The 17,378-nt window shown below is 31.2% G+C and carries 17 protein-coding genes; 5 read left to right on the top strand and 12 right to left on the bottom strand.

The window, feature by feature from the left end:
- Positions 1-87 precede the first annotated feature (87 nt).
- From AN959_RS17565 to AN959_RS17540, 6 genes are all read right to left on the bottom strand, one after another.
- A complete protein-coding gene (locus AN959_RS17565; RefSeq protein WP_056832692.1) occupies positions 88-1,209 on the bottom strand; it encodes an AAA family ATPase in 1,122 nt (373 codons plus the stop codon).
- Positions 1,209-2,375 carry a hypothetical protein gene (locus AN959_RS17560; protein WP_056832690.1) on the bottom strand — a complete coding sequence of 389 codons (1,167 nt, stop codon included), beginning with the start codon at positions 2,373-2,375 and terminating at the stop codon, positions 1,209-1,211. Before AN959_RS17560 ends, AN959_RS17565 begins: the two co-directional genes overlap by 1 nt.
- A gap of 99 nt (positions 2,376-2,474) precedes the next feature.
- Positions 2,475-4,193: a hypothetical protein gene (locus AN959_RS17555; protein WP_056832688.1), complete on the bottom strand. Its 1,719-nt coding sequence runs from the start codon at positions 4,191-4,193 to the stop codon at positions 2,475-2,477.
- A gap of 867 nt (positions 4,194-5,060) precedes the next feature.
- Positions 5,061-5,852, bottom strand: a complete 792-nt coding sequence (locus AN959_RS17550; RefSeq protein ID WP_156350827.1) for a hypothetical protein — start codon at positions 5,850-5,852, stop codon at positions 5,061-5,063.
- A 40-nt stretch (positions 5,853-5,892) separates the two neighbouring features.
- Positions 5,893-6,180 carry a hypothetical protein gene (locus AN959_RS17545; protein ID WP_056832684.1) on the bottom strand — a complete coding sequence of 96 codons (288 nt, stop codon included), beginning with the start codon at positions 6,178-6,180 and terminating at the stop codon, positions 5,893-5,895.
- A gap of 726 nt (positions 6,181-6,906) precedes the next feature.
- Positions 6,907-7,677 carry a hypothetical protein gene (locus tag AN959_RS17540; RefSeq protein ID WP_056832682.1) on the bottom strand — a complete coding sequence of 257 codons (771 nt, stop codon included), beginning with the start codon at positions 7,675-7,677 and terminating at the stop codon, positions 6,907-6,909.
- A gap of 477 nt (positions 7,678-8,154) precedes the next feature.
- Between AN959_RS17540 and AN959_RS17535 the strand changes: the two genes are divergently transcribed.
- The gene (locus AN959_RS17535; protein ID WP_056832679.1) at positions 8,155-8,463 is read left to right on the top strand and encodes a hypothetical protein; all 309 of its coding nucleotides are present in this window, start codon (positions 8,155-8,157) and stop codon (positions 8,461-8,463) included.
- Between the two features lie 219 nt (positions 8,464-8,682).
- Here AN959_RS17535 and AN959_RS17530 read toward each other — a convergent pair whose 3' ends face one another.
- From AN959_RS17530 to AN959_RS17505, 6 genes are all read right to left on the bottom strand, one after another.
- Positions 8,683-9,567: a hypothetical protein gene (locus AN959_RS17530; protein ID WP_056832678.1), complete on the bottom strand. Its 885-nt coding sequence runs from the start codon at positions 9,565-9,567 to the stop codon at positions 8,683-8,685.
- 13 nt (positions 9,568-9,580) lie between these two features.
- Positions 9,581-10,516, bottom strand: coding sequence for an MvdC/MvdD family ATP grasp protein (locus AN959_RS17525; protein ID WP_056832675.1), 936 nt, complete (start codon positions 10,514-10,516; stop codon positions 9,581-9,583).
- The gene (locus AN959_RS17520; protein WP_056832674.1) at positions 10,513-10,812 is read right to left on the bottom strand and encodes a hypothetical protein; all 300 of its coding nucleotides are present in this window, start codon (positions 10,810-10,812) and stop codon (positions 10,513-10,515) included. Before AN959_RS17520 ends, AN959_RS17525 begins: the two co-directional genes overlap by 4 nt.
- A 22-nt stretch (positions 10,813-10,834) precedes the next feature.
- Positions 10,835-11,050, bottom strand: coding sequence for a hypothetical protein (locus AN959_RS17515; RefSeq protein WP_056832672.1), 216 nt, complete (start codon positions 11,048-11,050; stop codon positions 10,835-10,837).
- A 1-nt stretch (position 11,051) separates the two neighbouring features.
- A complete protein-coding gene (locus AN959_RS17510) occupies positions 11,052-11,261 on the bottom strand; it encodes a hypothetical protein (RefSeq protein ID WP_056832670.1) in 210 nt (69 codons plus the stop codon).
- A gap of 198 nt (positions 11,262-11,459) precedes the next feature.
- A complete protein-coding gene (locus AN959_RS17505; protein ID WP_253278942.1) occupies positions 11,460-12,038 on the bottom strand; it encodes a hypothetical protein in 579 nt (192 codons plus the stop codon).
- Between the two features lie 1,035 nt (positions 12,039-13,073).
- Here AN959_RS17505 and AN959_RS21155 point away from each other — a divergent pair.
- From AN959_RS21155 to AN959_RS21575, 4 genes are all read left to right on the top strand, one after another.
- On the top strand, positions 13,074-13,289 hold the full coding sequence (locus AN959_RS21155) for a hypothetical protein (RefSeq protein ID WP_156350826.1): 216 nt from the start codon (positions 13,074-13,076) through the stop codon (positions 13,287-13,289).
- A 1,147-nt stretch (positions 13,290-14,436) separates the two neighbouring features.
- Positions 14,437-15,540, top strand: coding sequence for a homing endonuclease associated repeat-containing protein (locus AN959_RS17500; RefSeq protein ID WP_056832668.1), 1,104 nt, complete (start codon positions 14,437-14,439; stop codon positions 15,538-15,540).
- 338 nt (positions 15,541-15,878) lie between these two features.
- Entirely contained in the window at positions 15,879-17,066 is a 1,188-nt protein-coding gene (locus AN959_RS17495) for a hypothetical protein (protein WP_056832666.1), read from the top strand.
- A 28-nt stretch (positions 17,067-17,094) separates the two neighbouring features.
- Positions 17,095-17,378 (top strand): hypothetical protein (locus AN959_RS21575; protein ID WP_056832664.1); only part of this gene is annotated, 284 nt, incomplete at its 3' end.

Genomic DNA, 17,378 nt, shown 5'->3' with positions numbered 1-17,378 from the left:
ATTCATATATTTACGATAAGCTTCAATATAATTTTTTAAAAGTCTAAAAGACAATGGTAAATCATTCTTACCATTGTCTTTTTCTCATTAGAATGCTTCCATATCCTCAATTTCCTTATTCCTAAAATCACTAGCAATTATAAGTGACAACTCTTCTCTACTTGGGTTTTCAATATCCACGACTCTTTTAGCATGGTTCATAATCAGCTCATCGTAAATATTTCGAACCAAGCGACCATTGGCAAAATTCTCATCTTTCTTTTCTACTAATTCTTTTAATGCCATATTAATTTTCTTTTTAACTTCTTCATTTAAAACATATTCATTGCTATTACACATCATCAATAAAATTTCTTCTAATTCATCTGCTGTATAATCTTCGAACTCGATAAATGTGTTAAAGCGAGATTTAAGCCCTTGATTCGAATTAAAAAATTTATTCATTGGGTCTGTATAGCCAGCTACAATCACAACCAAATCTTCACGATAATCTTCTAACGCTTTTGTCAGTTCAGTCAAGCACTCTCGACCATAAGAATCGCTATGGTCATTTTCGGTTATACTGTAGGCCTCATCAATAAACAACACACCGCCTTTTGCCTTTTCAATAACCTTCTTCACTTTCAGAGCTGTCTGACCTTGATAACCCGCTATCAAATCCGTTCTAGAAACCTCGATGAAATGTCCCTTCGAGAGTAATCCTATCTGTTTATAAATTCTTCCTACAATTCTGGCCACAGTAGTTTTCCCTGTTCCGGGTTTTCCCATAAAGGCAAGGTGAAGGGTGTTTTTAGTAGATGGTAATCCTTTAATTTTACGCAATTGCTGTACCTTTTGATAAGCGATAAGATCATTTACTTTTGCTTTTACATTACTTAAACCAATTAATTCATTTAAATCAGATAGCAATTCAGGCAAAGTCCGATTGTCTTCGACTATTAATTCTTTATTACAAATATCTACGACTGTAATATAACCATAATATTTAATTAAGCTATCCTTTAATGCTTTTGCCAACAATTTAACTTCTGAGGTTTGGTTTTTCAAATCAACTACATCGGATATCTTTTTAAGTAAGGTAATTGTCGCTATTCGATCTTGATTATCCGCAATTGCTATTGCATGCTTCGTTATTTCTCCATGCTCCCCCACCAATGCATCTAATTTCGAAGCTAAATCTAAAAAATCATTTTTGTATTTATTTCCCATTACAGAATCCCCAATATATTCACCATAATTAGAATTAATGCAATACCTATAGAACCTCCAGCTAAGGCATAAGCAATTTTCGTTTTCTTAAACAGAGTATTAATCTGGCTCTCGTAATTCACCTTATCTTCATTCATTTGTTGCTTCGCTACATACAAATGATTTTCAAGACCTTCCACTTTTTCGTAAAGTGATTTAACTTCTACCTTAGATTTATGAGAATCCTCCCACAATTGATCTATATCACCAAGATGGTTGTACTTGTTTATCTCATCCTTAAATTGATTTAAGGTATCCACTTCGTGACTTTGAATTTTGATTGAATTATTAATAGCTTCAATTTGCATATTAATCGATTTAATATTTTTACTGAAAGTTTGAGCATCTTCCCATAATTGATCAATATCACCAAGATGGTTGTACTTGTTTATCTCATCCTTAAATTGATTTAAGGTATCCACTTCGTGACCTTGAATTTTGATTGAATTATTAATAGCTTCAATTTGCGTATTAATCAATTTAATATTTTTACTGAAAGTTTGAGCATCTTCCCATAATTGATCAATATCTCTAAGATGGTTGTACCTGCTCAACTCTTCATTAAATTGATTCAAGTAAAATATCGTATTAGCTTGATTTTCAACGTTTTGTTTTATGCTATCAAATTCTGTATTTATTGACTTTAGCTTTTTTACAGATTTTTGTGTATCTTTCCACACTTCATCAACATTTTCAAGATGCTCATATTTATCCAACTTGTCCTTAAAATTCTTTAAGACTAATATTGTTTGTTTTTGCATTTCTATAGTTTTATTGATATCTTTTTGAGCATCTTTCGCTTCTTTACTTGCTTTTTCAGCAGCCTTAATGGAAATTAGTATTGCTTGTATGTATTCTTTATCTAATGCTTCCAACGCATTATAAACTTCTCCAAATTCTTTAATAAACTTTGTATTTAGAGTATTGAATTTGATTAGATAATCCTGTACCTGATTTGTTAAAACATTTAATTCTTGACCTGTTACCTTATGATCAAACCAATTAAACAATCCCCCATCAACGTCAACTTTTTTTAAAGCTAATTCTTCTGCTTTCGTCATAGAAAATTGTTTTAACTGATTTTTGGCTTTTTGAAAATTATGTGTTTGAATAACTAGTTCGTTCATATTAACCCTCTACTTCGATAAGATTTTAAGTTCATTGGACATAATATCAAATTCATCATCATTATTAATCTCCGTATCATCACTCATAGAGTGTAAAATTTATTCCAAAAGCTCTTTGATCATTAGCTCCATCTCATCAAATGAATCCTTGTTGTCTTTTGAATTTGTTATATCTTCTCCAAATATTGATTTTAGCGATTGATTCATTTCTACTTTAGCCAACTCATGTCTTTCAATTATGGAATGAGACACCTTTTTCTTCGTATTTACTAGTTTTTCACTGTTCAAATCTATTAATTGGGATTGCGTATTCAAAACTTCATTCCCTTTTTCGACTTGTTGTCCTACATTATGAGTAATCTGTTTTTTTTCTATCACTTTATCTATCAAGTTTATTGCTATTGCACCAATAATCCCTGCTGTTAAACCACCTGCAAACAATCCGATCAAATTCGCTAAACTCCCTAATAATGGGATTTCCACTGCAAGAAACGGAATTGTCATTAAACCTTTTTCAATTGCTTCCCCAAGTAATATTGCACTAACAGCACTTAATCCAGCCATGACAATTTTTCCTGTTTCAAGTAAACGGATACCAAAAGGCTTGTCTTTGTTTTCGGGATTGTTAAGGTAGTTAATGGCCTCTTTAATCGATTTCCATCCTTGTTTCAATAAAGTCCATACTTTTTTAATCGTTGCTACTATTGGTCCATATATCGCAGTAAAAATAGTCGTCAGAATTGAATTCCCAGCATTCTTCAAATGTGTTTTCAATTTACTTATAAATGAACTAATCGCTTCTTTAATATGATCAAGTAGTGTATTCAAACTTTTCTGAGAAGATTTCAACCATTTAATCAGTTTGAAAATTACTTCTTTAATTAATTCAGTAAACATTAGCATAACAGCTGTACGAAGTGCCTTTCCTGTTATTCTGAAAGCTTCTTCCTTACGTGATTGCTTTCCTGTCTCTATAGACTTTCGAATTCCTTCTTGCTTTTTTTTCTCGTATTCTTCACGGGCTATTCGGTCTTGTTCTCTTAACTCGTCTTCACTGATATTAAATCGTTCAGCGGGCTTTTTGCCATCACGTTCACTGTACAACCAATCATTCATGCTACTATCATTTTTCGAAATATTAGCGATTCCATCTAAGTCATTGAGGTTTTTATCACTGTTGGCGAAAGCTATTTGTTCTTCTCTACTTAAATGAGCATTTGCTTCTGAATCCCTAATAATTTCCCCTACTGAAACAGTATGGTCTTTGTGTACACTAGTTGAACCTTTATCTCTCCCTTGATCAAACTCATGTCGTACACCATGTCTAACTATCTTTTTATTTTCATCCTTTTTATCTTGTCGCAATACCTTTTTATATGTTCCGGTTCTATCATCAAATCTTGTTTTAATTTCCCCATTCTCATTCTTTTCAAAGCTATCTTGAGTATTGTCGTACCGTTCCTGATAGTTTATATAGGTATTATGTTTTGCTATTTTACCTTTTTCAAAGTTTTCAGTGGTCTGAATATGAGCTTCTTTTCTCAAATCCAACCTAAGGTCTTTGTTTTCTTTTATAAAATCTTCTCCCGCTTTAGCAGCAATCTGATTAGTAAATTGCTCCCAAACCACATTCATTATTGTATTTCCTAAATTTTCTGTACTACCAATTTTTTCCCTTTCAACCTTTAAAACATCTAAATGTGAAAGTTGAAGATCCAACTCGCTTTGCAATTTATTTTCTAACTCGTCAAAGTCGAATGAATCTTCGATATCAATATCAATATCTGAAATCATCAATCTTGCGTTTTCTTTTGACATTTCCCACCTCTGAGTTTGCCCATAGGCATAATTATGTATGGTTATTAAATAATAANTAATTTAAATTTAATGCATTAAACATCCTAATTCTCGATTAGCAGACGGCCAACTATACTTCCATTCTACCGCATATAATTATTATTATGTGCGGTTTAAGTTTTTTGAATAAAATCTTAACACATCCATTTAATTATTGGTCAATGATTAAAACTTCCACATCTAAATAAACAGTGTTAGTTACTAATGTAAAAAAAAAGCATAAACCAATTTAATATGAAACATAAATCTTGAGGTTTGAAAATTATTTTTACTTCCTTTATTCTAACTCTTTACATTAATCCTGTTTTAAACCTTAATAACACCGTATTCCCAATTGGTTAACCGTTTAAAGTAATCCTACTTCTTTTCTGACAATATAGTAACATTATTCTTACTTCTAGTAATAGCTACATAGAACTGTGCTATTACTGTATCCGACATTTTATGACTACCTGTTATCACATGGTTTTCCATTTCTAATAAGGATTCAATCCAATTCAGGACAACTCAAAGGCATAAAAAAAGTGCCATAAATGTTGATATATCAACATTTATGGCACTCCATGAAATTCAGTACATTTCACTGTATGGAGACGGCGGGAGTCGAACCAACCATCCCATGAAAGGCTATAATACCAGTATTTTCAAGTGTTTATAGTTGCTATTAAAAATGTTTGACTACGTTTTTGACTACGAGTATTAAAAATAAGTTGTGGGGACAAAGTTCTTTCTTATTTTTCACTTTTAATTCGGGATAAAAAGAAATAGTAAAATTCATCTGATACGGTTCACCGTGACATATCAAAAGAAGAAAATCCGTTTATTTTTTTAATTTTCAATAAACTTCATCAACATTTCTTCCAAATTATTAGTTGCAATAAATGGCAGATCCGCTTCTTCTGAAACGTTTAATTTTTGAAATAAGTTTTCATTAAATACTACAAAGTTGTCACTAGGTAATCCTGATACCTTCTTGAAGTGACTACGATATTTATCAATTGTCAACTTTGGATTTCTATCATGTATAGTCGCTAAAGAAGGAGTTACAAAATAGATTTTTTCTTTAGGAATATTAAAAACAGCTGAATATTTATCTAATGTATTAGACTGTTTTTGATTAAATATATCTGGATCCCAGTCTTTTTTTCTATTCACAAAGTCTTCTTTAGCTTTATCATAAAAGGTAGGGCTAACAAAGGATTTTGACCAGCTCATGCTTACTTTTAATTCTAATATCCACAATGTTTCACCATTCTTTGAAATTCTTATGTCCGGTGCAGCATTTTTGACCTGCTTTCGTAAATCAACACTCCATCCTTTTTCATACATATTTCCAATGTGATAAAGAAATCTGGCAATAAGATACTCGAAATCTGCCGTTACTGCGGGATGGTATGAAGATTTAAATTGGCCTTTAATCTTATTATCCTTATCAATAATTGTTTCAGAAAGATTTATACTTGCTGCATGGTATAAATCTACAATTGCTTGAATTACTTTAGATGTAATATTATTTGATTTTTCAAACTCATGACATAAATATAAGCTAAACTTATCTAATGTTTTATAATGGTAATCATTAATTTCATATAATAAATTTTTCAATTGTTGATTTTCCATTTTTTCCGTTCCTTCCAAATATTTATCTTTTCTTTTTCTGCTATTTATTTATCCAGTTATTATCAAAACGGTCTCTAAATTCATCGATGACTTCTTCAAATCTATTAAATCCTTGCTCTTTCATTAACTTGGCAAACTTTGTACTTTTCTCTGTACCCACAATAGCAGACCAAAAATACTTAATCATTGCTTCAGCATTTCTTTCATTTAACCTTATTACGGTATACCGAATTCCTTTTTTTACTGACTCCGATGCGGTTTTTGATTGAAGTACAGGGTCAAAAACCTTTTGATGTAGAAAATCCATAATTTCTTCTTCTTTAGTCATTCCTTTACCTCCAATTTCTTGATAGCAACATAGCTAATTAGTAAACAATACATTAATGAAACATTGATTTTATTCATATTAATGGAGTGATCTGCCCTTCATATACACCAAATTCTTACTCCACTTTATTAATTTAACAATTTTATATTAAATCTGCAGTTTAATTATTAACTAAATATCTCATCAAGTATGTTAACGAAAATAGTCTTTAGACACTTAAGAACATTTCAATCGTAAATAAAAAAGACCAAATTTAATAACAGGTTCTGTATTGATGTACAAAATTGAATTAGCTACTGAGATCATAATCGGATTAACATCTAGATTCACAAGTTCAATAGCTAGCATAAATATGCTAAATGCATAAAAGCTAAAAAACGCTCCTAGGAGGGGCGTTTTATTTTAGCTTTCTGTAAACTGTTCGGGGCTGGCTTTCATTTTTGGGATTTATTCGACTGTAGGTTTTATCATTTTTACTCCATTGAGATCATTTCTTGCCTAATACTCATGTAAATCTCCTCGTCCCAAAACGATCTATACATTATCAGTTTTGTTGCTATATTCTTTTTCCATTTAAGACCCTTTAACGTTTCATTCAATATCTGAACCGCTCTTTATGATTTAACGGTTTCATAGGTTGGATATTATCCACTATAATATTTTGTTACCTTAACTAAAAATATTATAATTATCAATTGTACTTTCTAATGATATTCCAAACAATTTTCAATTCTCATCTTCATCAGAGTAAAGACAATGACTGATATCTTCATAGGAAGCCTCTAATTTTACAGATTCATAAAGTTTCTCTGAAATTATTGAAATATCAATTGGGCTAAAAGGATTGTTGTAATCTTCTACATATATCTCATCTGTACCAGAGTAAAGTATTGTTAGATCGGGATTACTTGATTTTTCAAGTTTAAATTCTATGTGACTATAAATGTCACCATAGCATAACTCATAAAGAATATCATATCCTTCCTGTAGAATGACACAATACTCTTCCCAATAGTTACTAGTATTATAATCACCTGCAACAGAACTATTAAAGGTAAAGTCCTTTATATCCCCTATTACTTTTTTGGTAAAAAGTGCATATTTCTCATCAGATAAATCGGAAAAATAATCAACTAATTTATTGTTAATAACAGTAAGCATTTCTGCTGCGATAAATTCAATCCCCCTCTTTTCTAAAGGTCCTAAAGGATCAACATCCTTTAAAAGCAATAACTTAACTTCATTTTGTGGTAGATTATTCAAAAGGTCATAAATTTCAAAACTAATGTTCTTTTGCAACTCCGCAAATAAATTACTTTCATATAAAGTTACAAAAACTAGTTCTTCAAAAATATTATTGCAAGTTATCCCATTCGATCTATAAGGAAGATTTGGATGGTTCTTTAATTTCTTAGAAAGTATCTCACCACAAATATCCAGATATCTTTCATCAATGTAGTTCTGAAGATAAGAATTTATTTGCCAAATAGTATCCATTGTCCACTCCTTTTGTGAACTATATTCAATAAATGTTAGATTAATGCCTGCTTTCATTTCTTATTTTAAAGTTTTTCTCAGAATGTAACCAATTTCTACTCCTACTCCAAAAACACCAATAATATTTTCTAATCCATCTTTTATTATTTCTTCATTCTTGTTCAGCAATCCTGCTACGTTAACTTAATAAGGAAATAAGCTTTACTCCTTTCTTGAAGTAAAGCCCCAATCATATAATAAGGTCAGGCGGATATTTCTGGTTGACCATTTTTAATATCGATATATGATAGCGGTAGCCGGGGGAGAAGCTACAAGTCGGCGAAGAGGAGAAATTGGGACGCTAGTTCTTACGATATCATAGATTTTAGGAGCAATATTATGCCATGGCACAAAAAAAACTATGATTATAATATTTAAAAAGGAACGCTCTTAATTTGAACGTTCCTGCTCAATTACTGTTTTAATAAAAGGAAAATTATGAGAGACGAGAATTGGATTACCATTAATGAATTTGTGGATGAAGTGATAAGTAGGTATGGAGATACGAATAAGACCAGATTAAAAACCGACCTGTTGAGATATATAAAAGAGAGAATTCTCATACACAAAAACACATTTTATATGGATCCAGTTTATATGTCAGGCATTAGTAAAACATTTGATATAGTTAAAGGTTGTGGAGATGAAATTGAAATAGCATCTGATGCCCTTTTATATTTTTTACCACCTAGTACTCTAATTAATTATCTTATATATGCCCCATTATCTTATCTCATGAATGAATAAATAAAAACCCCAGAGCGTGTCGTCTGGGGTTTTGTGGTAGCATGTTTGAAATAGCATTTCCTTCTTCAACAAACCTGCTGCTTTAGTTTAATAATGTGGATTATAATTTTTTAAGTCTTCTTCTTTAATACCTAAAAAAGTTTGATTAATATGTATTCTTTTATTATATTCTCTCATTTAGTTTTTCTTTATTATTATCAGAAATCAAAAACAAAATTCCTAATCTTCTGTACTTGTTGTATCTATTTTTTTTTCCATTTCGCTTATTTTGGATGCAATTTCGCTATATCTTTTTTCTGATTCCTTTATTTGTTGTGATAATTCATGAATTTTAGATTGATTTAGATCATTAATATTAATTAAACTGTTACTGATTGATTCTAAAGTTTTATTAGATTCAATAATTTCTTGTTCAAGCAGACTCACGGATACGGGATTTTCGATTTTTACAACTGTCATCTTTGTTTGGCTTTTATATGAAAATGCTCCAATTAAGAATGCAATTACAATTGAACAGATAGACAAAAATAATAGATTTCTTGTTGATTTGAGAATATCAGCTGTATTATCAGCAACATTTTGATTAAATACAGCTGCTTGCAGCATTTTCTCGGAAAAGTTGTTGAGTTTAAAATTTTCAACAGGCTGTTCAAAACTTTCGAAATCATAAATTGAAGGAAGAAACATTGATTGCCTTGACTTTATATTTACACACCTAAAAGAAATAAGTATTGCCAGCAATAGCAGTACCATGGAGGCAAGTAATATATACTTAACACCTATGGAGGCAATATTTAAAAAAGCAAAGGAAATTAAAGTAAATAAGATGGTGATAAATGATACTAACTTAATCGCTTTATCTTCAAGGCTATCAATTCGTTCGTTTGAACTACTATACATGTCTTTACATATGTTATATATTTCATTATAGTTTTTTGATTTGATTTTCGGAAGTTTTTCTGGTGGCTCTTTAGGAAATTCATGAGGGCTCAACGAATGAATTAATAATACAAAAAAATCCACAATTATATGTTTAACTTTTTTAAAGGAAAATTTTTTTTTACCCACTTGGGGAGCCAAGTATTTATCTTGCCACTGTTGCATTTCCAAACCTCACTTAATTTAATAGTTCTTGAATAATTGCATCACTTATATTCAAGTTCAATTCCTTTTCTATCCAGACCCATTCTCCTGCAGGATTAGTTTCCAGAAAAACATACTTGCCTTCCGGAGTTAAAATAAAATCAACGGCGGAATAGGTTAAGTTTAGTGCATTGTGAAGAGAATGAATTTGGCTGATAATTTTTTCGGGCAATTCATGTTTTCTATACCCTTTAACAATATCAGGAACACGCCAGTCCACATTATCAGTATCATTTTTTTCAATTTCAACTGCAAACACATGGGTACCAACCACTGTAACTCGAATATCTCGATAATTGGGAATTTTTTCTTGGATAAGCACAGGAGCTTCCATTAACATGTCAGTTCGTAATGATTCAAGCGATTTGAGTTCTGAAGTATATATAGAATAAACATCTGTATCTGTAACTTGTAATCCATGTGATATAGGTTTAATTATACAATCCTTGCCTTCTACAAAATCCAAAATAATTAAAGGGTCATTTGATACAATTGTTTTAGGAATATCTAAGCCTAATTTCTCAGCAACATTTAATTGTAGCAATTTCCGTTCAGCTTGATAAGTAGCAAAAATAGGATTTATCCATTTGGCATTAAGAGAACAATATAAACCCTCAAAAAATTCCCTTCTCTCTCGGTTTATAAATTGAGTATCCATTTCATTAACAGCAGGTGGAAATATTGTTGGTGCCCTCCGAAAGTATACTGATTTTACTTGTGATAAGTTAAATCTTAGCGTTTCATGACGTATCTCAACATGTTCTGGCTGATAGGAAATACTTACATCAGTAATGTCTTCAGAGTTTAATCGCAAATATGGCACCTGCTTGTCCAAAAATTTGTAGATTAAATAGTCACATGCAAAATCATCTTTATTAGTAACAAACAACACTTTTGGTTCAATTATCATTTTGACGTTTCACTCCTATCAATTGATTCCCTTGTATAAGTAACAACTGATTGAAGTATAATAACATTCGCATCATTTGAACTCTCGGAACGGTCCACACCTTCTCTTGTACGTGTCTCAATAGTTGTACCGTAAACTTCAGTTACTCCTCCATTTAAGAACTTTTTTATCAAGGGTTCGTTATTTTCATTCTTCCATAAACCCATATGAAGATCGTACTTGTAGAGTTCTGTTCTTGTACCTGACGCTGGCTGACAAGTTTTTTTATACTCTAATAACATACTCTTCTGGTTCATATTAATATCCCTCTCAAACTTATTACGAACGTTCAGAACGATCGATTCCTTCTCTGGTTTCTGTTACTAAAGTAGAACCATAGTCATGATGTTGACTATTTATCATTTCATTCACAAAAGGAGAACCCTTCTGTATTTCCCAAATACCTTTAAGAAAATTATAATTCATCGGTATAGTAAATTTTTTTGTTTTATTAACTTTAATTTTAAAATTCATTAAAAAACTTTGTTGTAACAAATCAATTACTCCCTTCCGATTGGTCTATTCCTTCCCTTGTTTTTGTGATCAGTGTTGTTCCATACATATGATCCGAATTCCATAAAGTCTCTATGGTAAAAGAACTATCCTGTTCCCAAAGTCCCGCTGCAAGATTATAGTTTCCTTTTACTAGAGATTGATTGTGATGTATTTTTTTCCGAAAAGAAAGCAATAGATTCTTTTGGGCCATAAGGTTCACCTCTACTTAAAATATCTATATTTGTAATATATCATAAATTCCTGTTCTAATACTAATCTATCAAAAAATCTAGTTCCAATAACCTTTACTAATAATTTAATTTAGGCAAAATTTGCATTCCTTTAATAAAAGCCTAATGTAAAAACATCCTCCTTTAGAAAACATTTTCTCAAGGGGAGCAAGTAACTATTAATGTTCTATCGCAAGCCAGATCATCTTTTCTTGCTCAATACTATGATAGGCTAGTAATTCCGTTACCCTATCTTTTGCAACTATCTGTTGTTCTGGAATTAACCAGTAATCTATTTCATCTTCATGAAACCAAACCTCTCTAATAAATGCAAGATAGAATAATGTTTCCTTTTCATTATTAATGAGGTAATTCATAATTTTATCAACGTCTGCTTGAAAAATACCATCTTGAACATTGGCACCTTTATACTTCATTTCAACTACCGCAAGAATATTAATTACACATTCACCTAGATAATTAGATTTAGCTTTTAATGGATCAATTTCAACAACAACTAAGTCTATACGTTCCCCAACAATAAAGAATTCTGTAAAAATAGCTAAGTTATTCTTGTTAAGAAAAGTGTCCCCTAATCTTTTTCTAAGATGATAGTAGAAAGCGTTTTTCAAAGTATCTTCTTTAAGCAACAAATGCTTGTTATAATCACTTTTAATATCTTTCGTCCAGACCTTCAAGATAGCCCTTTTAACAACTTGAGTATAGTTTTCTCTCTTCAATGGTATATCATTATTCAATTTTTCATTCTCCTTTACTCCTAGATTATATTTTTGATGGTAAAGTCAGTTATTAAAATGATTTATTCAATCTCCCTGTTTCGAATTCTAATCCTTATAATGTTCTTTATTTATAATAAAAACCCTCCTTTTTCCACACTTTTCTTTCTATTGTGTTCCCGACAAATATTACTTCTCTAAGCACGCTTCTCCGCTCCCCTTCTCCCCACTTCTCACTCACCCTTGACTAAACTACTTTTCCAGACTTTTTCATCTTTTTTTCTCATTATGTAAGTAAACCCAGACCAAGTTGGATTAATAATTGTTTTCCATACGGTCTGCCGGCCTAACCATGTTGCCCACCCTCTTTTTCAATTTTTCCCTATTCTCTCCCAAACGTTTTGCAGCTATTTCTCGTTTGCATGAACAGACGCCGTACCTAACATACACCCACTATTGCTCTCTATTTCTTTCTTCTATTACTTTCTCCTGTATTTCTCCACTTTTTCCTCTGAATCAGACCTGTTGGTATAACGACCACAAATCATGCGTTACTCTCTTTTTACCACATCAGTTATGGACCCTCATATATTAATCCAATCCATTTTCATGCGTTTATTTAGGCTTCCTTCTATATAATAGCTACTCATCTATGTCACTCACATATTCACACAATCAACTTCTCCCATTTTGTCTATGTTTTTCGTATTGCCTATACATTTTTTAGCTGTTTTTAGCTATTTGCTTCGGTACTTTTCCCTCAATTCAATGCTTTGCTTTGAGTTTCCTAATGAAAAGTGCTTCAAGGTACTGCACTCACTCTGTTTCTTCTTGGGGAAAAGTAGAGGAGTTAGTAGGAAAAGCTTTGGAGATCAGCTCCTGACGGAGCCCGTTTCCCTTGGTTATTAGCCTATTCACTATTGGGGAGTAAGTGGGGAATGATGTGGTTGTTTTCCAAATGGGCTGTCTTTCCAATAAAGACTCTGGATTATTCACTATTTTTTGGCTCTTTTCTCATCATCTACTCATTTTGTGATTTATTTGGCGTTGGCTTTTTTGATTTTTGCTCAATTTGTGACTTATTTGGCATGTGAGTCTAGTATCGATTTTATGCAAATTTTTTGGGTTGTAAATAATCTAGCCATCCCATTCGTATCAATGATTTTATTGAGTTTGGCAATGGTTCCAGTTGGTCTTCTCTTCTTTTATCCATGCATTCATCCAATCATTTCTCATGCTTTCTTTAATTTAAATGGTAATCCTTTACGATGATTAAAAAATTATCACTTCTTGTTTTTATTCTCAGTTTTTCGTGTTTCCGTCGCCTTTTTGGCATAGTTTTAGGCGTTTGTTTCGGTATTTTGCCCACAATTCACTATTTGCTTTGGATTTCCTAAATACAAGCACTTCACGGAGATAGGCTTTCTTTAACTTTGGTCAACTATCACATATTTAGTGTATTGCTAATCACTAGATATTAATATGTTCGTAAACCCTTTAAGATCAATTATTGACGGGCTCAGTTTTCCATAATCTTTGTTGTAACTATCACAAATTTGATGTTTTTCCCGCTTTTTATTTCCATAATATGTATTATTGTGAAACTATTTAGAAATAATATCGATACTGGACTAACCGTATCTGTTTATAAAGCGTGCATTTTTGGCATATGTATACTCTAACTCATATTTTATGTTCTTTTCATTTACAGCTCCTGATGGAGCCGAAAAAACGTTTGAAATAAAAGGGGAGTAATTGTGGGGGATAATTTGTGGATAGTTTATAATAAGCATTCTACAATTGTTGGGTAAATGTTGTGCATATGTTGTGTAACTTTTAAGAAATTCCGTTATATTACAGTCGAAAATGGATCATATGTGAAAATGTTGGGGAGAACTTTTGAGCAAGTGTTGTTCATTTGTTGTGTAATAGTTGTTAATAGTTGTGTAACTTTTACCCAACAAGTGGGAATTCTTGAAATAAGAGTTTGGAGACGTTTGCTACACACAATTTGGTCCGACTTTGTGTGGGGGATTATGATTGAGAGAATGCAGGGTAAGTCCGCCTGCAGCTTTTGGGTGATTAGTTGTTAGTGTGGTGGAACAACTGTTTTAAATGCAAAAGACCAAGTAGGGCCCAAAGGCTCTTATTAGCCATCTTTACAGCTCATTGTTCTTCTACTAAGCTGCCCCGTTAGCCATCCATGCAGCACATAATAGTTCTGCACCACAGAGAATGAAATACCCCTGTATATTTTGCTTCAAGATAGACCATAATGTTAAATTTCCAAGTGGCAATTTGGAAAATCAACTATTTCTCAAATATTGCTATATCCCCTGAATAAAAAGTATAAAAGTTCAATATTAAGGGAATTAAGTAATAAATGGAGTCCCATAATAAGATTAAGGAGTGGTAATATTTGGGAAATCTAAAACCTAAACAAGCAGAAATCACTACAGTTGAAACTCTCCGTAATGATATAAAACGAGTTTATAAAGAACATGGAAAACTAACTAAAGAACTTTATATCCAACATGGTAAATATTCATATTTTGCTGTTAAAAACCATGGAGGAATTGTTAAATTTAAAGATGAATTTACAGGAACAATTACAAAACCGAATGAACAGCAATTAATTGATGAACTAAAACGACTTTTTAGTATATTTAAAAAGGTGACAAAAGCTATTATTAATAAGCATGGTAAATGGTCGGAAACTATGTATATTAATCATTTTCGTTCTATTTATAAAGCCTATGAAGCTGCTGGTATAAAGTTAACTGCAAGCCAAAAAAGTACACCATTTAAAGAACCCTTATATACTAAAGAAGAAGTTTTGGAAGATATAAAACGTGTATTTAAAGAGAATAACAAACATATTAATAAATCAATTTATTTAAACTTAGGAAAGTATTCTCAAAATGTTATTTATCGAATCTTCAATACTTGGAACGAAGCATTCATAGAAGCTGATATTACACCTAATATCATTTTAAATATTCCTGAGAGTGAGTTGCTTGAAGAATTATCCTCTGTTTTTCAACAGCATGGTTTCATTAGTAGTGCTATTATTAATAACGATTCCAAGTTCTCATCTGAGGTCTATCAAAGAAGATTTGGTAGTTTAACGAATGCATATGCATTAGCAAAAATTACAATTGACTTAGATACTACTAATCCTACATCTGTTTATTATCTAAGAATGATTGAATCAATTTTAAATGAACCTTGTGTTTATGAACAGACCTTTGATTTTTTAATAAATCCTGTTACTGGCCGCCAATTGTTTTGTGATGGATATTATCATAAATATAGATTATGTGTCGAATACGATGGTCCACAACACGACAAAGAGTTTGAGCAATACCATAACAAAGATCGTACTTTAGAATATTGTCAGCAACTAGACAAATTAAAAACTAATCTATTACTTAAACATGATTATAAAGTTCTTCGTATTAGTCATAAAATTTCTTGTAATCGCCTTGATCTCATTCATATATTATCAAATTCTTTATTGTAATGGGATAGTATTGGCAATGTCACAATTACCTTCCAGAATTAAATTAAATCCCCTTAAATAAACCATAAAAAATAACCCATCCTTGAGTTAGAAGCCGAGGAATGGGTTATTATGCCTTAATATAAGCTGACACCCTTGAAGGGAATCTGCTATTGCATTGACTGATTGGTGTTCCAGCACCTTTCAGTCTTTTTTATTGTACATGTTATATTCACCATCTGCAATTACTGGTACCCCTTGTATTACAGTAGACAAAAATTAGTAGTTTTACAACTAATTATTTGGTAAGATATAACATAATGCAGTAACTGCAGTTACAAACAAAGGGGGTAATCACAATGAATCTTGAAAGATTCACAGATTATTATAATAAGAAAATGCGGTTCAATCTTCATATTAATAAACGTCTAAAAGCTATAGAGGAATATTTTCTTAACGAACATGCTGAAATTGTATCTTTTATGACTAAAGACAGTTGTTACGCATATATTGTTACATATACTGGTCAACATGAAGATAACTCGGAAGAAATATTGGAGCAGTTGTATTATACTCTTGAGCATTCTTTTTCTTCCCAAAATCCTTATTACATAAGTGAACTTGAAACTACAGTACATAAAGATGCATTTGCTAGAAACATTCGAAGATTATTTTCGCAAAATGTTGAGTATGATGATTTTACATACGAATTGAGAAATGAGGTTCAATACGATGCTAATGATGAGACAATTTATTGTGAGTTAGATTTTGAAGAAAAGTTTATTGATTATATAACGGGTGAAAGAAGAAGAAAATCTCTTGGTACAATTAAAATTACATTTGATTTAAAGAATAAAAAATTTATTACATCTGAAGCTCCCAATGATAGGAGTCACAAAAATATTCTTGAATATTTTGAGATGCAAGGTTACACAATAAAACCTATTTATGTTTTAAAAAGGTCGCTAACAATTAGAAACAAGAACTTCACTGACTTTTCACCTACTACTTTACTCATAATTAATTTACTCCTTCATACATTACCTAGTATGGGGTATAGGATTACACTAGATTCTATAAATTTTACAAATATTGACTCTCATGATATCCAAAGAATGACACTAAATGGCACAAACTTATTGTCTTCAAATGAAGTTCTTCAAAGAATACATAACGGGGATACAGTCCACACATTAAAAATAACATTAAATATTATTAGTAATAGAGATGGCACACAAGTAAATTATGGAGCAACCTTTAAAATAGATTTAAAAGGTCGGCTAGCTTTTATTTTTGGGGATTCTGACGATAACGAAGCTAGAAATAGGGAAATCTGCATTGACATTCAAAATAGTATAATGAAGCTTATTTATGAAGCCACTACCGTACAGACAGGTGTAAGATTGATAAATGAAAATTTACCAAAGCCAAAATCATTAAATGAAATACTTTCAACTATTAAAAGCGATTTATCGGAATTAGTAGACAATACAGATGATAAAATAGCGTTGAAAAAATATTTCGTTGATAATTATGCTATTTCATAAAACTTTTAAGTCAAAGGAGGAGAATATTATGTTTTTTTCTAACAGTGCAATTGTTATTCGAGTGAACAACATGGGTTCTGAAAACAACTTAAAAAATTACTCCTTTTTTGAAAAAAATAATACAGGAAACTTGTCGAGAAGATTCTATTCAATAAATTTTTACAACCAAGAACATGATATAGGGGAAATCCATTATACAAATTCATTTGAATATGGAAATATGAATGTAATAAATTTTATACGTAAGTCTAACTTATTTTATTTGTTTACTTCTAGTGTACAGCATTCAAAATATTTTAAAAAAATAATAAA

Source organism: Psychrobacillus sp. FJAT-21963 (assembly GCF_001420585.1).
In the GTDB taxonomy this organism is placed as follows: Bacteria; Bacillota; Bacilli; order Bacillales_A; family Planococcaceae; genus Psychrobacillus.
This window is presented reverse-complemented; position numbering and strand designations above follow the sequence as displayed.